Here is a 20,580-nt window from a genome sequence, read left to right as displayed (position 1 = left end):
GTGGACGCAATCTACTGGCCCTCATTCTTCTTCCTGTTGTTCGGACTGCTCGCTTGCGGTTTCGCCGTAGCCGTGCTCCTAGCAACGAATATCGTGCGCATGGCGTTCTACTTGATCATGTCGCTGTCTGCGACCTCGGGGCTGTTTTTCCTCGCTGGTGCAGATTTCGTCGGCGCGATGCAACTCATGATTTACGTGGGCGGCACACTTGTGCTGCTCATCTTTGGCGTCATGCTCACCTCGCAAGAACGCTTTGTAGAAATGAAAACCATGGCCGGTGATTGGATTTTTGGATTCCTTGCCGGTGGCGCTTTGCTGGTTACGCTCTGTTGGGTGGCTTTCAGCGTCCCCGCGTGGCGTGGCATCGATCGCGCCGCGGCTGAGCAACTCCAAGTCGAGCCTACTGTCGCCCCGCTGGCCATGGGGCTGCTTGGAGCGCGCACAGACGAAGGTGGCGAGCACGGCTACTTACTATTCTTTGAAATTGTGTCCGTACATTTGCTAGTCGTACTCGTCGGGGCCGCTTATTTGGCTCGTGCGAAAATATCACGAGGCACTGCCGCCGAACGAACCTCCCACGTCGAACCCGGTGCAGCCCTACCAAAATAGCCTAGACGTCATGCCAATTTAAATCTGGCAAGCAAACCCATTAGAACAATTCGCCCGCTAAGAAATAGAGCATTTGATACTAGATAAACCATGCTTCAACTTCCCCTCGCCCACTTACTGAATGAACCAATCGGAGTCGCCCACTTCATGGTGGTCGGTGCCGTCATGTTTGTGTGTGGTGCCCTTTGCATGGCCACAAAACGCAACGCCTTGGGCGTGCTGATGGGCATCGAATTGGTTCTTAACGGCGCGAACATCAACTTTATCGCTTTCGGCAGCAAGTACCTTCGCAACGATGCGAACACATTGGGCCTTGATGGGCAGTTGATCGCCCTGTTTGTTATCGTGCTTGCTGCTGCAGAAGCAGCCGTCGCGTTGGCAATTGTGCTGAACTTTTACAACAACCACGACTCGGTCGATGTGGACCGTGCCAAGCAACTCCAAGGTTAACCACCTCAAGGTTAAGTAATCTGGGGCACTTGCTCCCATCAAAGAACTATGGACCCAGCTTCACTACTGCCGTCGTTGCTCACCGCCGCCTGGTTGATTCCACTGGCGTCGTTCGTGGTGATCGTGTTCTTCGGCAAACACATGGGCCCGCACGGCAAGTTGGCTGGTCACGTCGCGACGTTGTCGATAGGCACGAGTTGCCTGCTCAGCATGATCGCCCTGTTTGGTGTGTGGCTACCAAGTCACCCGGTCGAAGCTGTCAGCCACGGTGCTTCCCACGGCACTGAACATCATGAAGAGGGTGATGCTCACCAAAATGACCACGAAGCCGATCCGCACGAGCACGAGAAGGAAGCAGCCTCGGTCGGTAGCTCGCCCTACCAACTGGCCAGCTACGCACTAGTCGCTGAAGATAGCCACGAGGAAGACCACTCAGCTCACTCCAACAACGATCCGCCCCCATATTACACCGGCGAGTACTACACGCTTGCCTCGTTCGGCTCGCTCAAGCTCGTGCTGAGCTATTACATCGATACGCTAACCGTCGTCATGTTCTGCATGGTCACGCTTATTGCGACATGCGTTCACGTATACGCCATGGGCTACATGCATGACGAGCTACACGACTTCACCGACCACGAAGTTACGCTCTCCAACGGTGCCCATCTGAAACGGCCTGGACGTTACTGGCGGTTCTTCCAGTATCTATCGCTCTTCTGTTTCAGCATGCTTGGCATCGTGATCGCTGGCAATCTTGCGATGGTGTTTGTGTTCTGGGAGCTCGTGGGCATTTGCTCCTACTTCCTGATTGGCTTTTACATCGAACGCCACAGTGCGAGTACCGCTGCCAACAAAGCGTTCATCGTTAACCGCGTGGGCGACTTCGGCATGCTCATCGGCATGATGGCCCTCTGGGCCAGTGTCGGCACGTTTGCCTTTGGCGATATGCAGGATGAGTCGGGCAAGACGCTCGTGACCGAGTCTGGCGAAATCGCCGACCCGGGCCTGTTCACGCAACTTCGCACTGCCGAGAACGACCACCACCTCGTGCCCACCGAACAGATTGTCAAAGACGGTGAGCGACTCGCTTGGGTGGAAGCTGATGGTTCGAGTGAAAGTGATTCCAAGGCCGGCTCTTGGTTGCTACTGATAGCCGGGGTCGGAGTATTCTGCGGCTGCATTGGCAAGAGTGCCCAATTCCCACTACACGTTTGGCTGCCAGACGCGATGGAAGGCCCCACGCCTGTTTCCGCGCTGGTTCACTCTGCCACGATGGTTGCCGCGGGTGTTTATCTCACCGGGCGGTTCTATCCCGTATTCACGCCAGAAGCGCTGCTAGTAATTGCTTACGTTGGAGCCATCACGCTGTTCATCGCAGCCACGATTGCGATTACCGCAACAGATATCAAACGTGTCCTCGCTTATTCGACCGTGAGCCAACTCGGCTACATGATGCTCTCGTTGGGTCTGGGCGGCTGGATGGCCGGAATGTTCCATCTGATTACGCATGCCTTCTTTAAGGGGCTGTTGTTCATGGGTTCCGGCTCAGTGATCCATGCCGTGCACACGAACGACATGACCGAAATGGGCGGATTGCGCAAGAAAATGCCGATCACCGCCTACACAATGCTGATTGGTTGCCTGGCAATTATTGGGGCTGGAGTGCCCTTGGTGGGGATGGGGCTTAGCGGTTACTACTCCAAGGACAGTATCATCGAGCATGCGTGGAGCTTTGCAGACAAAAACCCCGTCCACATTGTCTTGCTCATTGCTCCTGTCCTGGGTGCAATGATCACGGCGTTTTACATGTTCCGCCTCTGGTACATGACGTTCGCAGGCGAGCCGCGTAACAAGCAGCGTTACGATCATGCCCACGAATCCCCTAGTACGATGACAACCCCGCTGATCATCTTGGCCGTATTCGCAGTGGCCGTCGGCTGGAATATCCCATCTACCGACGTAGGCGTGTCGAACATGCTGCAGCAAGCTCGCCCCGTAGGCACGCTGGCTGCTAGCCAAGGTGTGCTCCTCGAAAACCTGACCATCCCCAGCGAGCACGACGCCCATAATTATTACATTCCCGCAGGCTTGGCAGCATTTGGTACCGCTGCGGCTGGTTTGCTACTCGCCACGATCATCTACCTATGGAACTTACTCAACCCATCAGAAATCAAGCAAAGCTTTAGGCCGATTCACAGCTTCCTGTGGAACAAATGGTGGTTCGACGAGCTGTATTGGGCGATCTTTGTGGTGCCGACCATGATGATTGCCAAACTGGCTTCCAGCTTTGATCGTGGAGTTATCGATACCTTCCTGCACGGCACAGCAGCGACTGCCAAGGGTGGCGCTCGTGTGGTTGATGCTGTGTTCGATCGCACCGTCGTCGATGGGTCGGTGAATGCCTTTGCTCGGGGCACTTGGGACTTCGGCCTGATGCTCAAGAAACTGCAAACCGGTAGTCTGCGTCAATATATTTTATTCATCGTCGTAGGAGCGTTGGTACTGTTCGTGTCCGCATTCTTTACAATCGTCATCGCTGGTAGTTAACTAGTCAGGCCCAAACAGGCCCTCCAATTGCCAGTCACCAAAAATCCAGTCACTAAACAGCTAAACGCGTCATCATGTCACTTAGCGAACCTAAAGTTTATCTGAGCTTCCTGGTCTTCCTGCCGGCGGTTGCCGCGTTGGTGCTGGCCTTTTTCCCGCGAGGTAAAGAGGAAGTCCTCAAGTTTGCCACGCTGGGCGTTACGATGTTCACGTTCATTCTCTCGCTTGGTCTCTTTCGCCAAGGCGCAGGGATCGACTTCGAGATGGGCGTTGCAGAGATGCAAAACCTGTTTGCCTTGGACTGGATTCCCTCCTTCGGCATTCAATACATGATGGGCATCGACGGCATCAGCTTCCCGTTGGTCGTGCTCACGACATTCCTTTGCGTACTCGCCATGGGTGCTAGCTGGCCGATCAACAAGCATGTGAAGGCCTATTGCATCCTGTTCTTGCTGCTGGAAACGGGCATCCTCGGCTGCTTTGTGTCGCTCGACTTCTTCCTGTTCTACGTGTTCTGGGAAGTTATGCTGCTACCGATGTACTTCCTCATCGGCGTCTGGGGCGGACCGCGACGCGAGTATGCCGCCATCAAGTTCTTCCTATACACACTCTTCGGTAGTGTGCTCATGCTGATCGCAATCTTGATGCTGTACTTCAACAGCGATCTTACCGAGTTGAACGCCACCCAACTCGCCAATACCGGAATTATCAGCTTTGCTGAAGAGGGCGATGCCCAGTCTGCAATGGACGAGTGGCTTGCAGGAGACTCCGACCTAGCAAAGGAATACGCCGCGGTCAATTCTGCCAACGAGTCCAATGCGGATGAATCGACACGCAGACAATTACACACATTCAACATCCTGGCTTTGCAGCAGATCGGCCAGAATACTTCGCAATTCCAAGGGACAGCACTCTTCGGGCAGACGGTCGGCTGGTGGGCGTTCCTCATGTTGTTCGTCGGCTTTGTGATCAAAGTACCTGGCGTACCATTCCACACTTGGTTGCCAGACGCTCACGTCGAAGCTCCCACACCGATCTCCATGATCCTTGCCGGCATTCTGCTCAAGCTGGGTGGCTATGGCATCCTCCGAATCTGCTACCCGATCTGCCCTCACGCGGGATACGATCTGGCTTACTTCGTCTGCCTGCTAGGTGTGGTGAGCATGGTATGGGGTGCATTTGCCGCACTCGCACAGAAAGACTTCAAACGCATGGTGGCCTACAGTTCCGTTAGCCACATGGGCTACGTGGTGCTTGGCTTTGCCGTGTGGAGTGCCTTCGGCTCGAACGGCTACAATCCCGAGTATTGGGAAATGGGCGTTAACGGAGCCATGTTCCAAATGATCGCTCACGGCATTAGCTCCGCCGGTATGTTCTTTATGGTCGGCGTCGTATACGACCGCGTGCATCACCGCAACTTGGAAGAGTTCGGCGGACTGTTCGCAAAAATGCCCGTCTACAGCGGCCTTGCTGTCGGCATCTTTTTCGCTGGTTTGGGCTTGCCTGGACTGTGCGGGTTCATCGGCGAAGTGTTGGTCGTCCTCTCGGTTTGGAAATACAGCTACGTGCTCGCAATCATTTCCGCCTCAGTAGTGATCCTCACGGCCGGCTACATCCTGTGGGCGATCCAACGAGTTTACTTGGGTGCTGAGTACAAAGGCCCGCACCCCGAAGCACTCGTACCGATCACCATGCGAGAGTTAGCCATTGCTTCCCCGCTGTTGGCACTTGCGATCGTGCTCGGCGTTTATCCACGCGTCCTGCTTGACTACATGCAACCGAGTGTCGATCGCCAAGTCGAAAGACTGGCTGAATTGACCGAAGGGTTTGAAGAGCAAGAAAAGGCCCGTCAGGAACTCGAAGGCACCGAAGAAGTGGCAATCGCCAGAGCGCAGCCCCGACTGCCTGACGGCATCTTTGGTTCTGATGTTCTGCCCAATACTACACTCAAGTTTTCATCGACAGAGCCCGCGCAGTGAATCTGCAATCCATTATCAACTCGCTAGTAAGCGACACCGTTAACACCAGCCTTCCGCTGTTCAAGCCGGAATTGGTACTGTGCGTCACGATTGTCGTGATGCTGCTCTTTCGTGTCTTGCCGCTGCTGGACAAGGTGCCTCCGTTTTTGCTGGCATTGGTCGGGTCCGTCGTTGCTCTGTGGTCGTCGCTACCGCTGGAAGGGCTCTCCACTTGGGCCAACCTAGAACGACAAGAGCTATTCACCGGGATGCTCGTCTACGATTCCGTCACGGCGTACATGAAGGTCTTCCTGATGAGCTTCGCGGTACTATTCGTGGTGCTCTCGCGGCTCACTGGCATTGCTGATCGTGAAGACGGGCAAGATTATTACAGCCTTGTGTTCGGTTCGATCGTTGGCATGTGCTTGATGGCTTCTTCGAATCACATGCTTACGCTGTTCCTTGGGATAGAGATGGCCAGCGTGCCCTCCTACGTCCTGGCCGGCATAGTGAAGGGTCGCCAGCGTAGTAGCGAAGCGGCTCTTAAGTATTGCATCTACGGTGCAGGTACCGCCGGCGTTATGCTCTATGGCATCAGCCTGCTTTCCGGAGTGCTCGGCTCGGCACATATTCCTACGATGGCGCAACGTTTGGTAGAGATGGACATTCCCGCCAGTCTCGCTGCTGGCGAGGGAGTTGAGCCGCTCATCGTGCTAGTCCTCGGCGGACTCATGATGGGCGTGGGCCTCGCATTCAAGCTGTCCGCGATACCGTTTCATTTCTGGTGCCCCGATGTGTTTGAAGGCGCCTCGGCTGAGGTCGATGGCTTCCTCTCTGTAGCATCCAAGGCTGCTGCGTTGGCACTACTACTTCGCGTTGGTTTGGGACTAGGCTATTCACCCGAGGCCGAACTCGCTGCCGTGGAAAACCGCACTGAAGTGACGGCAATCGCTTCAGCTGCAGAGCAAGCCACTCCCCCAACGATTCGTTTGGTTGCCGATGGAGTCGCCGATGAGCTTGGCGAGGAAGCACCGGGCGAGATTAGTTCACCGCTCACTCCCATTCGTAAGTTCTTTGTCACAGTCGTCGCGCTAATTGCTATCGTGACTTGCACGTTCGGAAACCTAGCAGCGTACGGCCAAACAAACATAAAGAGAATGCTCGCGTATAGCACCATTGCTCACGCCGGCTTCATGATGATGCCCGTGGCAGCAGCCGTCTCATTGGCTGGTCACAGTACCGCCGAAGCAAGCGATGCCGTATCTGCGATGCTGTTTTACGTGGCTATCTACTTGTTCATGAATCTCGGAGCTTTCGCGATCATTGCATTCCTGCGCAACTCCATGCAAAGCGAAGAGATCAGCGATTACGCAGGACTCATCAACAAGGCTCCTTGGCTAGCCGTCTGCATGACAGTCATTCTATTCAGCCTTGTTGGATTACCACCGCTGGCCGGTTTTTGGCCGAAGCTACGTGTCCTGCAAGCATTGCTTGCCGCGGGTGGTCCCTTGCTTATCGCCGTGTTAGTCACTGCCGCTTTGAATACCGCCATTTCCCTGGTGTACTACCTACGTGTAGCGAAGACCATCTGCATAGACTCTGAGCCCGACACCAGTCGCCCGGTTGCTATCGGCTTCTTTCCATGGGCCTATGTGTTGGTGATCACCCTACCAGTCCTAATCTTCGGCTTGCTGCCCAACGGTATTGCCGCCTGGGCAAAACAAGCTGCTGACAATCTGTTCTAGAAAATCAATTTCCGTAACTACGGCTCGCTTGGAAAACGCAACTCTCAAAGAATGACTCCCGAATCTATCACTTCCCTGAACCGACTGTTGGCCATCCAGTGCCGATCGTTTCCGCAGTACTTGCAATGGTCTCGCCCTTACGTACCACGCGGTCGCGAAGAGATTATGGAAACCATCTTGACGATCGTGGCAGATCAGGACGCCATTGCCGATCGAATTAGTCACATGCTGCAGGAATCAAACGGCTGGACTCGCACGGGCGACTTCCCTATGGAATTCACCGACCTGCACGATCTCAACATCGACTTTCTCCTGAACGCCGCCGTTAACTACCAAGAGCAGGACGTTGAGATCATCGACTCATTGGTACAGCAACTGAGTACCTCTCCTGCCGCCAAAGCAGTTGCTGAAGAATCGCTCGGCATGGCGAAGGGCCATCTGGATCTATTGCGCGAATTGCTGCCAACGTCGGCCGCCAGCTAGTTTTCTGCTGTGTGTCCGCTGTCTCTTGGGCACTGTATCCTCCTACTATCCGCGTCGCTCAATGCTTTTTGATACGCACACGCATCTGAATCAAAAGGATTTTGACGACAATCGAGATGAGGTTGTCGCTCGAGCACGCGAAGCAGGGGTCACGCGCATGGCTGCCGTCGGAGTCTCTGTCGAAACCAGTCAGCAGTGCGTACATCTAGCTAACCAATACGACGAAGTGCTTGCCGTCGTGGGCATCCAGCCGAACTACGTCGCTGAGGCAAAAGCAGACGATTGGCAGGAAATCGAGAAACTCGCCAAGGTACCCGGCGTAGTCGCCATTGGGGAAACGGGGCTCGACCGCCACTGGGACGATTCGCCTTTCGACATGCAGCAGGACTACTTTGATCGCCACATGCGACTGGCCGAACAGCACCAACTGCCGTTCGTCGTTCATATGCGAGACTGCGACGAAGACATCCTCGTCATGCTTCGTGAAGCTTACCAGCGGGGACCACTCAAAGGGATCATGCACTCCTTCACCGGTAGCGCAGACATGGCTGCCGAATGCGTTGCCATGGGCATGCACATTAGCTTTGCCGGCATGGTCACGTTCAAGAAGTCGCAAGACTTGCGAGATTGTGCTGCATCGGTTCCGCTAGATCGACTGCTCGTTGAAACCGACTGCCCTTACCTTTCTCCGGAGCCACTGCGGGGTAAGCGCCCCAACGAGCCAGCTCGGGTGAAACACACGGCTGAGTGTATCGCCAAAGCACGCGGCATACCATTGAAAGAACTGGCAGCTGCGACCACATCAAACGCCTGTGGTTTGTTCGGCCTTTGTTAGGAGACGGGCGTTAGAAGACAGGTGGCGAAGGGATACCGGCAACCTCCTGAGGGCGATGCTCTAGATCACTCGCAGCTCGCTGAGTAGCGTTCGCGGCAACGCCGTTCCGTCGCTGATAAGGTGCCCGATAGTACCCTCCGCCTTGCCCGGTGTAGTTGCCGTAGCAATCGCATGGCTCGCAGTCGCAAGGAGGGTCGTTGTGCCATTCGCTCCAGTAGAGTTCATTGCTGCACCCGGCACATCCGCCGCAGCCAAAGAGGCCCTTCAGCAGAGGACAATTTAATAGTGGGCAACACTTCTTGGAGCAAGAACTGCCGCAGCCAATTCCTCCACCACAATCGCTCGGGCAGCCACATGAGGCGTCGGGACAGCCGCAGGACGGCCCCGGGCAACCGCAAGTGGCGTCACAATCTACGTCGGCGCAACCGCAGCCCGCGGACTCTGGACAACCACAAGTGGGGAAGTCTTCGCAGCCGCAACTCGCTTCAGGTACTCCACAAGTCGCCGTGCAGTCGTCGCAGCATGACGAGCCGCTGGAACCCATCAGGCAACAGCCCACATTGGACAGACAGCACAGGGCAAGGCTCAATTGCAGAAGAAGCGCATAGCGCGCAGCAGAGTTTCTCATCATTTCCCCCCGGAAAGGTCGTCGCTCGACGAATCGTATTTGTTCAAACGCTCGAATATCATCAGAGTTATCGACCAAATGGCTCGTACCGCTTTTGCGAAATCGGTAGAATCTACGCAAGCCGCAGCTCCCCTGCTAGCACGCTGGTAATTCGCGTTTCCATCCAAAACTCCTACCTCGCCCCATTCACTCCGCCATGCCCGCCCCTCTTTCGGTTGGTCCACTTAACCACCTAGCTCTACCTACTATTGATCCCGAGCGAGCATCGGAGTTCTATTGCGATGTGCTGGGCTTCGAGCAAACTTCTCGCGCTAATTTCTCATTCCGGGGCAGCTGGTTGCTCAATCGCGAGACGGGGCTGATGATTCACCTGATCCACGACTCCGACCATTCTCCCGCACTGAACCAGCCAATTAACACGCGTACATCTCACATTGCGATGCAAACGGCTGACTACGATCAAGCCATTGAGCAACTAACTGAGCATGCCGTCGCATTTGTCGAGCGAGTGTTGCCAGACTACAGCTACCGACAGGTGTTCTTCCGCGATCTTGATGGAAATGTACTGGAGTTGGGAGAGTGGCCCGAACCACTCACGATGTTTCCCGACTCTTAGCAACCATCGTTGCGACGGCGCTCGCGTTAATTGTGGGTGGTCAAACTACCTCGCTTCGGCGAAAATGTCGGACCGGCCGAACACTCGTTTATTTAAACATTCCCAGAAGAGACATTCATGGAAACCGCAGCCAAACAGTTTTTCCAATCGATCCTTGAGACGCCTAGTCCTTCAGGCTACGAAGAGCCCGTCCAGGCATTGGTCCGCGAGTACGCGGGAGAGTTTGCCGACGAAGTCACCACCGACTTACATGGCAATGTGATCGCCTGCTGTAATCCTGGTGCTCCGATGCGGGTCATGTATGCCGGCCATGCCGATCAAATCGGCCTACTCGTGACCTACATCAGTGAGGAGGGCTTCATCTATACGAACACGATAGGCGGTTGGGACCCGCAGCAGTTGATTGGTCAGCGCATGACCATCCATGCGCCTAGCGGGCCGATTCCTGCGGTCATTGCACGCAAAGCCATTCATCTGCTTGAACCCGAAGAGCGCAAGCAAGTTGTGAAGACCAAGGAACTTTGGCTGGATATCGGCGCCAAGGATCGTGATGAGGCAGCCGAATTGGTCAACATTGGTGACCCAGTGACGCTGGAACTTGGCTACCAGGAAATGCGCAACGGTTTAGCCAACTCCCCAGGCATGGACGACAAGACCGGCTTGTGGGTTTGTTTCGAAGCATTGCGGCGGGCGAAGAAGATGGGCCTAGAAGTCTCGCTCTATGCCGTTGCCACCGTACAAGAGGAAATCGGACTACGTGGTGCGACGACCAGTGCCTTTGGAATCGACCCTCAGGTGGGAATCGCCGTCGATGTGACTCACGCAACGGACTGCCCTTCGATTGACAAGACGCAGGAAGGCGATGTTCGCCTGGGGGGCGGACCGGTTATCTATCGAGGCCCGAATATGAATCACAAAGTGGTTGACCGCCTGCGAACCGTTGCCGAAGAAGGTGAAATCCAGTGCCAGTGGGGAGCCATCGGTCGCGGCACGGGGACCGACGCAAATGCAATTCAACGCAGCCGCGCGGGCGTAGCTGCCGGGCTGGTGAGCATTCCAAATCGCTACATGCACAGCGCGGTTGAGATGATTTCGCTAGAAGATCTCGATCAATCCGCGGAATTGCTAGCACGCTTCGCAGCAAATCTGCCAGCTGACGCCAGCGCTTTCATACCTGGCTAGGCCTGGCATCGGCGGTAAATCGAACTCCGCTGCAAGCACTTTCTGAGACGGCGCACGAGCCTTGACGCTCTTGCGTCGTCTTCCTATTTTCCGCGTGCCTTTAGTGGCGATGCGCGAAAATCACGATTCGCGCGCGCCCACCCTGACTCTTGGAACGCGATTCTATCTGATCGCCCCAACGAATTATGAGCTGCTCACGCTTCTCTCTTTTCTGTTTTTTTGCAACGGCTCTCCTGCTGGGGAGTGATTCATGCGCACAGGAAACGTCTAGTGGCCCAACTCTGCGCGCTCCTTGGCAATTAGGAAATCAAGCCGAACCTCCGACAACGGCATTGCCAGCGGGCGAGGCTTCTTGGGATGAGAAGCGGACTCAGGTAGACGAGCGGATCCGTGTCGCTCAAAAAGAGCTCGATGACAAGCAGACGGAGCAAGCCGCGGATGCAAAATTACCTGACAACGAGAAACCCAAGAGCAGCAAATCGAGTCGAGAGCTAGAACTCCTCAAGCAACTCAACGACTTAATCGCGCAACAAAGTGCTGTTACTGAACGGACCGAGCAGCTCAAAGCAGAAGAAGCCAGCGTCTCTGCAGAGCTTGAGAAGGTGAAGACCGAGGGCCTGGAGGAAACGCCCCCCTACTCGTTTCTAGTCCTTGAGAGCCTGTCGGAGTCGGTGCAAACGCAAACCGAACAAGTTGAGGCTTCTGAGAACCTCACCGAAGCAGCAAGAGAGAATCTATCACGCGCTAAGGAAGTCGCAAAGGAAAAAGAGACCGCTCGTATCAATGCCAAAGAAGCCATCGATAGTAACAAGGAGGTTACGGCAAAGTCCGACCTGAACTTGGCGTTGAAGCTCGCCGAACTAGAAGTTCAAATTGCCCAAGCACGTATTGAACTTCGGCTGAAAGAGCTCAGGAATGACAAGCTTTCTAACTCCATTGCTCGGGTGAAGCTTGCACAGCTAGAAGAGAAGTTGTCGATAGTAGAGCCGAATACCGTTTTTTCAGAGGAAGATTTGCAAACTCGCCTTGATGAGTTTGACAAGCAGATTGAACGCAACACGCTTGAAATGCAAAACCTTGAGCAACTAGCCCAGCGGTTGGCCGATCAAGCTGCAGATGCAGATCGAGAGTTCAAACGTACAGGCGGGAAAGACAAGGCTCTCGAAGCAGAGGTCGAAGCTCACCATCGCGAATCCCAATCCATCATCAACCGAGTGGCTCTGCTCAGCAAGCAGCTCACTTGGGCTCGAATGTCGAAAGAGATGTGGACAGGTCGATACAATATCGCCACTCACGCCTATACACGCAAAGACCTTAAGGATTGGGAAGAAACCTCGGAGGCCCTGCAACAAGATCTAGACGCGGAGAAGCAATCACTTGAACCACGACTTCAAGCACTTCGCAAGCAGCTCGTCGAGGTTCAACGTGCAACTCAGTCGGAAGAGGCCCAGACCGCAGGAACACTACCTTGGCTTCAAGCCAGTCAAAAAACCCTGCGTTCGCACATCGACGCAATCAGCGACCACAACGCGAGCGTGGACTCCATCCAGCGACTGGCAACGCAGTTTACTGATGAAATCGATGATCAACGACTAAACTTCCATCTCGACGAGTGGCTGTCCAGCGCTTGGGATGGCCTGCTTAGCGTATGGAACTACATCCTGCTTGAGTCCCCCGGGGAAGGCGCCAAGGCGATTCGAATAAGCACACTCATCAAGGGCATTTTCCTACTGGTCATTGGCATTTGGGTCTCTAAACGTCTGAGCAATTGGCTCTGTGGAAGCTTGCTACCCAGATTTGGCGTCCACGAGGGGGCAGCAGCAGCTCTGCAATCGCTTGCCTTTTATGCCTTTGTACTCACATCTGCATTGATGGCATTAAATTTTGTGCAGATTCCACTCACCGTATTTACTTTCCTGGCTGGTGCAGCAGCGATTGGCCTCGGTTTTGGTAGCCAAAATATTCTCAACAACTTCATTAGCGGTGTCATCTTGCTCGTCGAGCAACCGGTGCGCGTGGGCGACTTGGTGGAATTGCTTGGGCTGACAGGTGTTGTGGAAAGCATCGGGATGCGGAGTACACGGATTCGCACCCAGATGAATCAAGAAATGATCGTACCCAATAGTTCGTTCCTAGAGAACAATGTTCAAAACTGGACGCTCTCAGATTCGACGATTCGCTGCAAAGTCGAGATCGGCGTGGCTTACGGTTCGCCTACGCGTGAAGTTGCTCGATGGCTCAAGCAAGCAGCCGAGAAGCACGGCATCATTCGTAAGAAACCTGAGCCCTTCGTTTGGTTCACAGGTTTTGGTGATAGCGCTTTACTCTTTGAACTGCATTTCTTTATCGTTGTCCGCACACTCTCCGAGCGAATGCGTATCGAAAGCGACGTGCGTTTCATGATCGATCAGTTCTTCCGCGAAGCGGGAATCACGATCGCCTTCCCGCAACGCGATATGCACCTTGATACGCGGCGACCTCTAGAAGTTCGCATGATGCCAGAAGTTGTGGATCCCGAACCAGAGCCTGAGAAGCCCTCAATTGGTTCACCCGATAGTAAGGCGACTATACCCACGGGCATCACACCGGCCCAAGTGAAAGCGAGCCAGGCGAAGATTGCTAAAGAGAAAAAGGATGCGAAGGAAGCCAAAGAGGCAAAGGATTCAAAGGAGACAGGCTAGAGGACGACTCGTGATCCTCAGGCCAGGTTGCAACCTTAGCTCTGGAGCATCTGCAGATAGCTTTCGTAGCGGCGAAGGTTGATGTAGCCATCAGCCACAGCGTCTTTTACGGCGCACGGTTCTTCGTGGTCGTGAGTGCAATCAGGGTAGCGGCATTGGCTCACGTAAGGGCGTAGCTCACGGAAGAAGCCGTCGAGTTCTTCTTCGATAACGTCCCAAAGCTGAAATTGGCGAATGCCTGGCGTATCGACTACGTAACCACCGCTGGCCAGCGGAATCATTTCTGCCGTTGTCGTGGTGTGCCGGCCTTTGTCATTATCGGTACTTACGGTTTGCACTCGCAGCCCTAGCGACGGCTCAAGAGAGTTGAGCAAACTGGACTTTCCCACGCCCGATTGTCCGGCGACGGCCGACTGTCTGCCTGCGAGTATTGCTCGTAATCGTTCCATTCCCTGGCCGGTGGTCGCTGAAATCAATAGCACGCGATACCCAAGTTGCGCGTAAACTCCCACTAAGGGTTGCAACTCAGCCGGATCTATCAGGTCGATCTTATTGATGCAGATGACCGGCTCGATGCCATACTTCTCCGCGGCAATCAAATAGCGGTCGATGAGGTTCGGCTTCACGCGAGGTTCAGCAGCGCTCGCGACGATGAGCACCTGATCGACATTAGTCACAATGACATGCCGGCGACCGCGGCTCGTGCGACTAATGACACCGCGGCGAGGTTCGACGCGCTCGATAAAGCCTTCATCCTCGCCCTCTGGCCGCACCCAGACTCGATCACCGGCTGCGACGACATGCCGTTGGTCGGTGCTGAGCGTCTTCAGAAGGCGTCGCGTCGCACAATTTCTCAGCGTTCCGTCGGCCAATTGGACGACACTCACCAACCCTTGGACTCGGAGCACACGGCCTAAGCTGCACGCCTCTTGATCCACATCCAGCAACAGCACTTCCTCGCCAGAGGCATCTTCAACGAGTTCCGCACCGGCAACGGTCCGCTTGCGCGTGAACTCGCCCTTACCGGTGACACTTTGAGAACTAGCGGCATCTTCCGCGTCGGTCTTGCCCTTCTCGCTCGTCCAATCGTTCTTGCGAACGCGAACATTTCGATTCTTGCGGAAGTTAGCACGGACCTTTTTCTTCTTGCCCGCCATCAGAGTGAACTCACAGTCGCTGCTCTAAACGACGCTGCCCCCAGGCAAGGAGAACTCCAGCGGTCAGGTCGATCAAGATTGTACATGCTAGACCGGATCGTCGGGTGTCTTGATCTGTCCGGCACCGTCGTCAAGTACATTGTAACGGGAGGAACTCGGCTGGCTGCGTTTGTCGCCTGAGCCCGTTTTATCCGACTGCAACCCGGCCCGAGACAGGAGCGACTCTTGCAGGATCTCGTTCGGCAAGTCATCAGCTGGTGGTGGGCCAACAGCGCCAAGATCCGAAGGCGAGTAGCTCATTTCGTAGTGGTGTTTCGCCACGGAAAGCGTATCGCCCGGATCAACGCGTTTTTCTTGGACCCGAATGCCGTTCACCTTCACACCATTACGGCTGTTCTGATCTCGAACGTACCAGTAGCCCCCATTGATCATCAGGCGACAATGATGTGCCGAAACGTTGGCAAAGCGCAGCACGATATCGCAGCTTTCTCGCCGGCCAATAAGAAGTTGTTTCTTTTGAAGGGGCACAGGGTCTCCGCCCCCCTTAGGAACTAGTTCACCGTAAATGTTATTCATAATACTGATCGCTCATGCGGTTGAGCCTTGCCCCTGAAAAATAGATCCAAGCAATAACAAGCTTGAAGCGACTCGCTAGGAAATTTATCGCCCAAAAAGTATGATCTGAAACTATGATTACAAATGCTCCCACAACCGCTACTGTGAGCACCCGCAGATAAATTCCAGTCTGGCCAACCTCTACTCTAAGCATTCGCACAAGTGTCGTCAACAAAGCAGCTTACGACGAATCATGACCAACCGACGTGGCGGGCTGCCGGGCTGCGTTATTATTCCCTCAATCACTACCTTCGGGGGCAGTTCGGCGAGCGGGTTCAAAAGGTTAGCCTCGACGCCGGATTTACCTGCCCAAATGTTGATGGCACGGTCGCCAAAGGAGGTTGCACCTTTTGCGACAATCGCAGCTTCAGCCCCAGCCGCCGGTTGCCAAGAGCGGGTATCTACGGACAAATCGAGCAAAGCATTGATCGCATGAAAAACCGATACAAGAACTGCAAGTCTTTTATCGCCTACTTCCAGCCCGCCACAAATACTTACGCTCCAGTTGAACGCCTGCGCGGGCTTTACGAAGATGCCTTAACCCACCCTCAAGTCGTCGGCATGGCGATTGGCACCCGCAGTGACTGTGTCCCTGATGACGTGCTCGACTTGCTAGAGGAGTTCGCCGGACGGACAAATCTTTCTATCGAGTACGGCATGCAAACCATGCACGATCGCTCTCTGGAGTGGATGAACCGAGGTGAGAATCATGCCTCGTTTCTTGATGCTGTGGAGCGAAGTCGCGGGCGCGGCTTCGAGATGTGTGCCCATGTCATGCTTGGCTTACCCGGTGAATCTCACGAGGACATGCTCGCCACGGCCAAAGAGCTTGCCCGAGTGAACCTCGACGCCGTGAAAATCCACAACCTCTACTGCGTAAAAAACACTCGCCTCGCCGAACAAGTCGCCGCTGGCGAAGTAACGCTTATGGAACAGGATGATTACGTGAAGACAGTCGTCGACTTTCTTGAGTTGCTACCTCCGACGATGGTTGTCGAACGGACTAGCGGCGACGCACCGCCGGACTACTTCGTTGGCCCCGAGTGGTGCCTCGATAAACCAGCAGTCAAGTGCGCAATTGAGGCGGAGTTTGAGCGCCGGAATACGTGGCAGGGGCGGTCGTACTCTGCAAGTGGCGATGTGAACTGAGATAATCCGCGCGAGGCGTAGCTCGCGGGCTAGTTGGTTCAAACCTTGCGATTCTCTAAGAGTCAGTAGCCCGCGAGCTACGCCTCGCGCGGAAAAACGCAACAATCCTCTCAAGAGTGAATCCCTCTATCCGCATTCCACTTCAATCCACGATGTCTTGGCAAATACATCGTCATCAGGTAATCGAAATGCTCTTGCTCACTAACCTGCTTCCTTGACGCCCCTTCGGAGAGCCAGGTCTTTCTCTCCTGCTGTTCTTTCAAGTTAATCGTGATTGTTTTTTAAGACTGTTGCGTCGCTTCTGCTAAGCGGTGTTGTCAGACCAACTGACAAGTGCGTGAATGTGTGTTTGATCTGTGGCTACGTAGTGCAGTTGGCAATTGATGTGCTTGACTGCTTCCAGTACAGCGCTGATCACGAGCCGCTGCTCTGGCGACTTAAGAACCACCGTTGATTCCTTCATATTTCCTCGATACTTTTCTGCAAGTTGCGGATCACTTGGCAGATATCCCTTGCCACGCTTGACGAAACCACGAGGGTGATCGGGTAACCAGCTTCCATGAGCGTGATAGGTGAACAAGTAGCAAGGCATGATTTAGACTCCACTAATGATTGTGGCGATCACTGCCAAACGCAACTTTTTAGCGAGGCGCGCCGCGCGAGGCGTAGCTCGCGGGCTAGCTAAGATCAAACGCCAAACGAAGTCTTTAACACCAGTAGCCCGCGAGCTACGCCTCGCGCGGAAAGTATCGTCCTACTGTTCAAGCACCGATCATGCATGCACCTCGCGCTGCGTACTCCACTTCAGCCCACGATGTTTAGGCAGGGTTTCCGTCATGAGTTGCTGGAAATGGTGCTTGTCTTTGATCCGCTTGCGCGACGAGCCTTCAGAGAGCCAAGTCTCTCGGCCGCGCATCTTCTGAAGGTTTGCCACGATAGCTTTTCTCATATTCGCTCGCTGATCCTTCCAATGGCATGCGCCTTGCCAGCTCACCAACACATGAACGTGCGTGCGATCAGTCGCCACATAATGAATTTCGCAATTCTGAAACTGAGCCGCACGCGTGAGTCCCTCGATCGCAAGCTTTTGCTCTGCAGCTAATAGCCCGGTGCTCCGAATGGGTCTCCGCGACTGACTTCGAGCGATTCGACCCCGCTCAGCGCGACCTTGATCAGCAAATAGCGCTCGCTGATAGACGCCATCTCTTGACGCCTGGTAGGTATCGGAGAGCCAGCTTCCATGTGCGTGATAGGTGAACAAGTAACAAGGCATGGCCGTAATACTCCTATTGAGAGATACTTTTCCTCGACTTCACCAATGGTATACGTACGTTCAGTATCTGTCAATGATTTGGATTTGATCTTTCCCTGGGCACCGAGCGAGGCGTAGCTCGCCGGCTAGCTACGCCTCGCCCGGTGCTGCTCTAGCGAGTACGATATTCTTACCGCAGAGGGCTGGGCGATCGCCGGTTTGCAGGCAACTGCAGGCGGGAGGAAAGTCCGGGCGCCATAGGACAGGACGGTGGATAACGTCCACCGATCGTGAGACCAGGGATAGTGCCACAGAAAAGATACCGCCGATGGGGGCTGTTGGCCGCTGGCTCTTGGCTTTTAGCTTGTTGTTGGGGGGAATGTTCCCTTCACACAGGAGCCAGATGCCAAGAGCCAGCGGCCAACAGCCTCACAGGTAAGGGTGAAATGGTGCGGTAAGAGCGCACCAGCAGGCGGGGTGACTCGCTTGGCTAGGTAAACCCCGTCCGGCGCAAGGCCAAACAGAGAGCAGAGTCGGTCCGGCTCGTTACGACTCTCGGGTGGGCTGCTAGAGGCGTGCGAGCAATCGTCGTCGTAGAGGAATGATCGTCGCTTGCACCTCGCGTGTGAGTACAGAACCCGGCTTACAGGCCCTCTGCGGTTTTTTTGAGTTAGAAACCGAAACGTGTTGGTGGACGGCTTCAGGACTTAGACTCCGGGCTTCAGGTATTTTGCCGACAACCTACGAGCTCTGAAGTCTGAAGCCGGAGGTCCGACGCCCAAGCCCCCCTAAAGTGCTCCCTCTCCGACTGCTTTCCTCCTCGCAACTCTCAACCCTCCCCATAGTCAATGCCGCGTCCCCTCGGTTGGATCTGGGCTTCTCCCTGGACGGCTTTCGGCCTGTCGCTGGGAGTGATTGCTTTGGCGAGTGGCGGCCGGGTGCAAACTCGTCGGGGCATCATTGAGTTTCATGGGCGTTTTCTACGTTGGTTTCTCACTCACTTGCCGGGCGGGTCCTCGTTCAGTGCAATGACCCTCGGGCACGTCGTGGTGGGACAAACCGGAGCCGATCTCGACTCAGTGCGTGAACACGAACTGGTACACGTTCGCCAGTACGAACGCTGGGGCCCATTATTCGTGCCGGCTTACTTGCTTTGCTCGTTGGTCATTGGCTTGCGGGGCGGCGACGCTTATCGTGACAACCCTTTTGAACGCGAAGCTTACGAGATTGCACCATGATCGATGACCGCTTACTGCAAACCCGCGCGCGTGATTTCGACTGCATTGTGTGCGGCTCCTGCGTGGTGGATGTATTGGTTCGACCGGTGGATCTCTCCAAGCCTATTGGCGGTGGACGCTTGGTGCGCAGCGATCCGATGCAACTGGCCACTGGCGGTATTGTTTCGAATTCTGGCGTTGCACTCGCACGCTTGGGCATGAAACCCGCCGCGTTCACTTATGTCGGCAACGATGACTGGGCAGATATCATTCGCCAGCGGTATGAGAGCGAAGGCCTCGATGCACAGCACTTGCTCACTCACGAAACGGCACCAACCAGCACAACCGTTGTTCTGATCGATGAGGGTGGCGAACGAACTTTTTTGCACGCTGTTGGCGCACCGAAGAAGCTCAACAAGCACGCGTTTCTCGATCACATCGACCTGTTCGGGCGAAGCCGTGCGATGCTGTTGGGGTACTTTCCTCTCCTCCCTAATTTGCTGAACGACCTCCCCGAAGTACTGCAGGCGATACGAGAAACAGGTTGCGTAACGGCACTCGACACTGCCGGTGATGGGGGAAGTCTGAGTGACTTGGCGCCCGTACTTCCGCATCTCGACCTATTCGTTCCGAGTCTTGGTGAAGCGCGACATCAAACGGGACTGACCGACCCGAGTGAAATCCTCCAAGCATTCCGCGACGCAGGCGCCACGGGACTGCTCGGCGTGAAACTCGGCGAGCAAGGCGCGCTACTCAGTCCTACTTCCGATGAATTCCTGGACATCGCTGCGATCGCTCCTCCGGGTGAAGTTGTGGATACGACTGGTGCCGGCGATAGTTTTCTCGCCGGTTTGTTAACTGGATTGCTAAGGGGCCTTTCTTTTGAGGGTTCAGGTCGGCTGGCAGCGGCCGTGGGAGCCATGTGCGTTACCGGACTTGGAGCCAGCACTGCCATCGGCGACTACGCCGCAGCGTGCCAGTTATGCGGCTTGCCCGAGTCAGGGCTGCCCGAGTCAGGGCTGCCGGAGTGAGGGGCTCGATCCCTACTACTAGTTGGCCTGCCCTTTTTGGGTCACCCCACCGCGAGTTCGTCCCCGCTTGTAGGGTATGTAGAGCTCCACGAGGCGTACCCTGAGGCGCACCGAACCCCTATTCTCTGGTACGTACGCACCTGGGTTCTACACGACACGATTGGGTGGCGGTACGTAATCCGATGGCACCTTAAGAACTGGTACGCACAGCCGACGCTACTGAATCAAAACAAAGATGGACGTCCATCATTCGAGGGTAGCGGCACGATCCGTCGCTTCCGCTCTTTCGTCGGCCTGGGCAAGCTGCGTTCCGCGATCACTGCTACTCCGATGGGGTACTCAATTCCCGGGAAACAAGCAGCGATCGATCGCCAACTGCCTTGTTCAAATTGAGTTCCTCAACGTTTCGCAGCCCGCCGCTGCCT

The 20,580-nt window shown here is 55.1% G+C and carries 18 protein-coding genes and 1 other RNA gene; 14 read left to right on the top strand and 5 right to left on the bottom strand.

Going from position 1 to position 20,580, the window contains the following annotated elements:
* From HG15A2_RS09530 to HG15A2_RS09500, 7 genes are all read left to right on the top strand, one after another.
* Positions 1-609, top strand: coding sequence for an NADH-quinone oxidoreductase subunit J family protein (locus tag HG15A2_RS09530; protein ID WP_218932441.1), 609 nt, complete (start codon positions 1-3; stop codon positions 607-609).
* Positions 610-699: 90 nt separating this feature from the next.
* Positions 700-1,059, top strand: a complete 360-nt coding sequence (gene nuoK / locus HG15A2_RS09525; RefSeq protein WP_218932440.1) for an NADH-quinone oxidoreductase subunit NuoK — start codon at positions 700-702, stop codon at positions 1,057-1,059.
* 48 nt (positions 1,060-1,107) lie between these two features.
* Positions 1,108-3,606, top strand: coding sequence for an NADH-quinone oxidoreductase subunit L (gene nuoL / locus HG15A2_RS09520; RefSeq protein ID WP_145059942.1), 2,499 nt, complete (start codon positions 1,108-1,110; stop codon positions 3,604-3,606).
* 74 nt (positions 3,607-3,680) lie between these two features.
* The gene (locus HG15A2_RS09515) at positions 3,681-5,585 is read left to right on the top strand and encodes a complex I subunit 4 family protein (RefSeq protein ID WP_145059941.1); all 1,905 of its coding nucleotides are present in this window, start codon (positions 3,681-3,683) and stop codon (positions 5,583-5,585) included.
* Entirely contained in the window at positions 5,582-7,309 is a 1,728-nt protein-coding gene (locus tag HG15A2_RS09510) for an NADH-quinone oxidoreductase subunit N (RefSeq protein ID WP_145059940.1), read from the top strand. Before HG15A2_RS09515 ends, HG15A2_RS09510 begins: the two co-directional genes overlap by 4 nt.
* A gap of 51 nt (positions 7,310-7,360) precedes the next feature.
* Positions 7,361-7,792, top strand: a complete 432-nt coding sequence (locus HG15A2_RS09505; RefSeq protein ID WP_145059939.1) for a hypothetical protein — start codon at positions 7,361-7,363, stop codon at positions 7,790-7,792.
* Positions 7,793-7,853: 61 nt separating this feature from the next.
* On the top strand, positions 7,854-8,627 hold the full coding sequence (locus HG15A2_RS09500; RefSeq protein WP_145059937.1) for a TatD family hydrolase: 774 nt from the start codon (positions 7,854-7,856) through the stop codon (positions 8,625-8,627).
* A 60-nt stretch (positions 8,628-8,687) separates the two neighbouring features.
* On the opposite strand, the gene HG15A2_RS23905 is transcribed toward HG15A2_RS09500, so the two are convergent.
* Positions 8,688-8,852 (bottom strand): hypothetical protein, encoded by a 165-nt coding sequence (locus tag HG15A2_RS23905; protein WP_218932439.1) that lies wholly within the window; start codon positions 8,850-8,852, stop codon positions 8,688-8,690.
* A 599-nt stretch (positions 8,853-9,451) separates the two neighbouring features.
* Here HG15A2_RS23905 and HG15A2_RS09495 point away from each other — a divergent pair.
* The 3 genes from HG15A2_RS09495 (at position 9,452) to HG15A2_RS09485 (ending at position 13,734) form a co-directional block, all read left to right on the top strand.
* The gene (locus HG15A2_RS09495; RefSeq protein ID WP_145059936.1) at positions 9,452-9,871 is read left to right on the top strand and encodes a VOC family protein; all 420 of its coding nucleotides are present in this window, start codon (positions 9,452-9,454) and stop codon (positions 9,869-9,871) included.
* A 117-nt stretch (positions 9,872-9,988) separates the two neighbouring features.
* Entirely contained in the window at positions 9,989-11,053 is a 1,065-nt protein-coding gene (locus tag HG15A2_RS09490; protein WP_145059935.1) for a M42 family metallopeptidase, read from the top strand.
* 185 nt (positions 11,054-11,238) lie between these two features.
* On the top strand, positions 11,239-13,734 hold the full coding sequence (locus HG15A2_RS09485; protein WP_145059934.1) for a mechanosensitive ion channel domain-containing protein: 2,496 nt from the start codon (positions 11,239-11,241) through the stop codon (positions 13,732-13,734).
* Between the two features lie 35 nt (positions 13,735-13,769).
* On the opposite strand, the gene rsgA is transcribed toward HG15A2_RS09485, so the two are convergent.
* Positions 13,770-14,891 carry a ribosome small subunit-dependent GTPase A gene (gene rsgA / locus HG15A2_RS09480; protein WP_145059932.1) on the bottom strand — a complete coding sequence of 374 codons (1,122 nt, stop codon included), beginning with the start codon at positions 14,889-14,891 and terminating at the stop codon, positions 13,770-13,772.
* Positions 14,892-14,978: 87 nt separating this feature from the next.
* Positions 14,979-15,467 (bottom strand): FHA domain-containing protein, encoded by a 489-nt coding sequence (locus HG15A2_RS09475; protein ID WP_145059931.1) that lies wholly within the window; start codon positions 15,465-15,467, stop codon positions 14,979-14,981.
* A gap of 201 nt (positions 15,468-15,668) precedes the next feature.
* On the opposite strand from HG15A2_RS09475, the gene HG15A2_RS09470 reads away from it, so the two are divergent.
* Positions 15,669-16,655, top strand: a complete 987-nt coding sequence (locus HG15A2_RS09470; RefSeq protein ID WP_145059930.1) for a TIGR01212 family radical SAM protein — start codon at positions 15,669-15,671, stop codon at positions 16,653-16,655.
* 304 nt (positions 16,656-16,959) lie between these two features.
* Here HG15A2_RS09470 and HG15A2_RS09465 read toward each other — a convergent pair whose 3' ends face one another.
* The gene (locus HG15A2_RS09465) at positions 16,960-17,247 is read right to left on the bottom strand and encodes a hypothetical protein (RefSeq protein ID WP_145059928.1); all 288 of its coding nucleotides are present in this window, start codon (positions 17,245-17,247) and stop codon (positions 16,960-16,962) included.
* Positions 17,248-17,427: 180 nt separating this feature from the next.
* Positions 17,428-17,928, bottom strand: coding sequence for a hypothetical protein (locus HG15A2_RS09460; RefSeq protein WP_145059927.1), 501 nt, complete (start codon positions 17,926-17,928; stop codon positions 17,428-17,430).
* A gap of 174 nt (positions 17,929-18,102) precedes the next feature.
* Here HG15A2_RS09460 and rnpB point away from each other — a divergent pair.
* From rnpB to HG15A2_RS09445, 3 genes are all read left to right on the top strand, one after another.
* Positions 18,103-18,569: RNase P RNA component class A (rnpB, locus tag HG15A2_RS09455), an RNA gene on the top strand.
* 186 nt (positions 18,570-18,755) lie between these two features.
* Positions 18,756-19,145 (top strand): hypothetical protein, encoded by a 390-nt coding sequence (locus HG15A2_RS09450; RefSeq protein WP_145059926.1) that lies wholly within the window; start codon positions 18,756-18,758, stop codon positions 19,143-19,145.
* Positions 19,142-20,155 carry a carbohydrate kinase family protein gene (locus HG15A2_RS09445; RefSeq protein WP_145059924.1) on the top strand — a complete coding sequence of 338 codons (1,014 nt, stop codon included), beginning with the start codon at positions 19,142-19,144 and terminating at the stop codon, positions 20,153-20,155. The genes HG15A2_RS09450 and HG15A2_RS09445 overlap by 4 nt, the downstream gene beginning before the upstream one ends.
* The last annotated feature ends 425 nt before the right edge of the window (positions 20,156-20,580 follow it).

It is taken from the genome of Adhaeretor mobilis (assembly GCF_007741515.1).
In the GTDB taxonomy this organism is placed as follows: Bacteria; Planctomycetota; Planctomycetia; order Pirellulales; family Lacipirellulaceae; genus Adhaeretor; species Adhaeretor mobilis.
The sequence above is the reverse complement of the archived record's forward strand: the minus strand, read 5'-3'. Positions and strand labels throughout refer to the sequence as shown.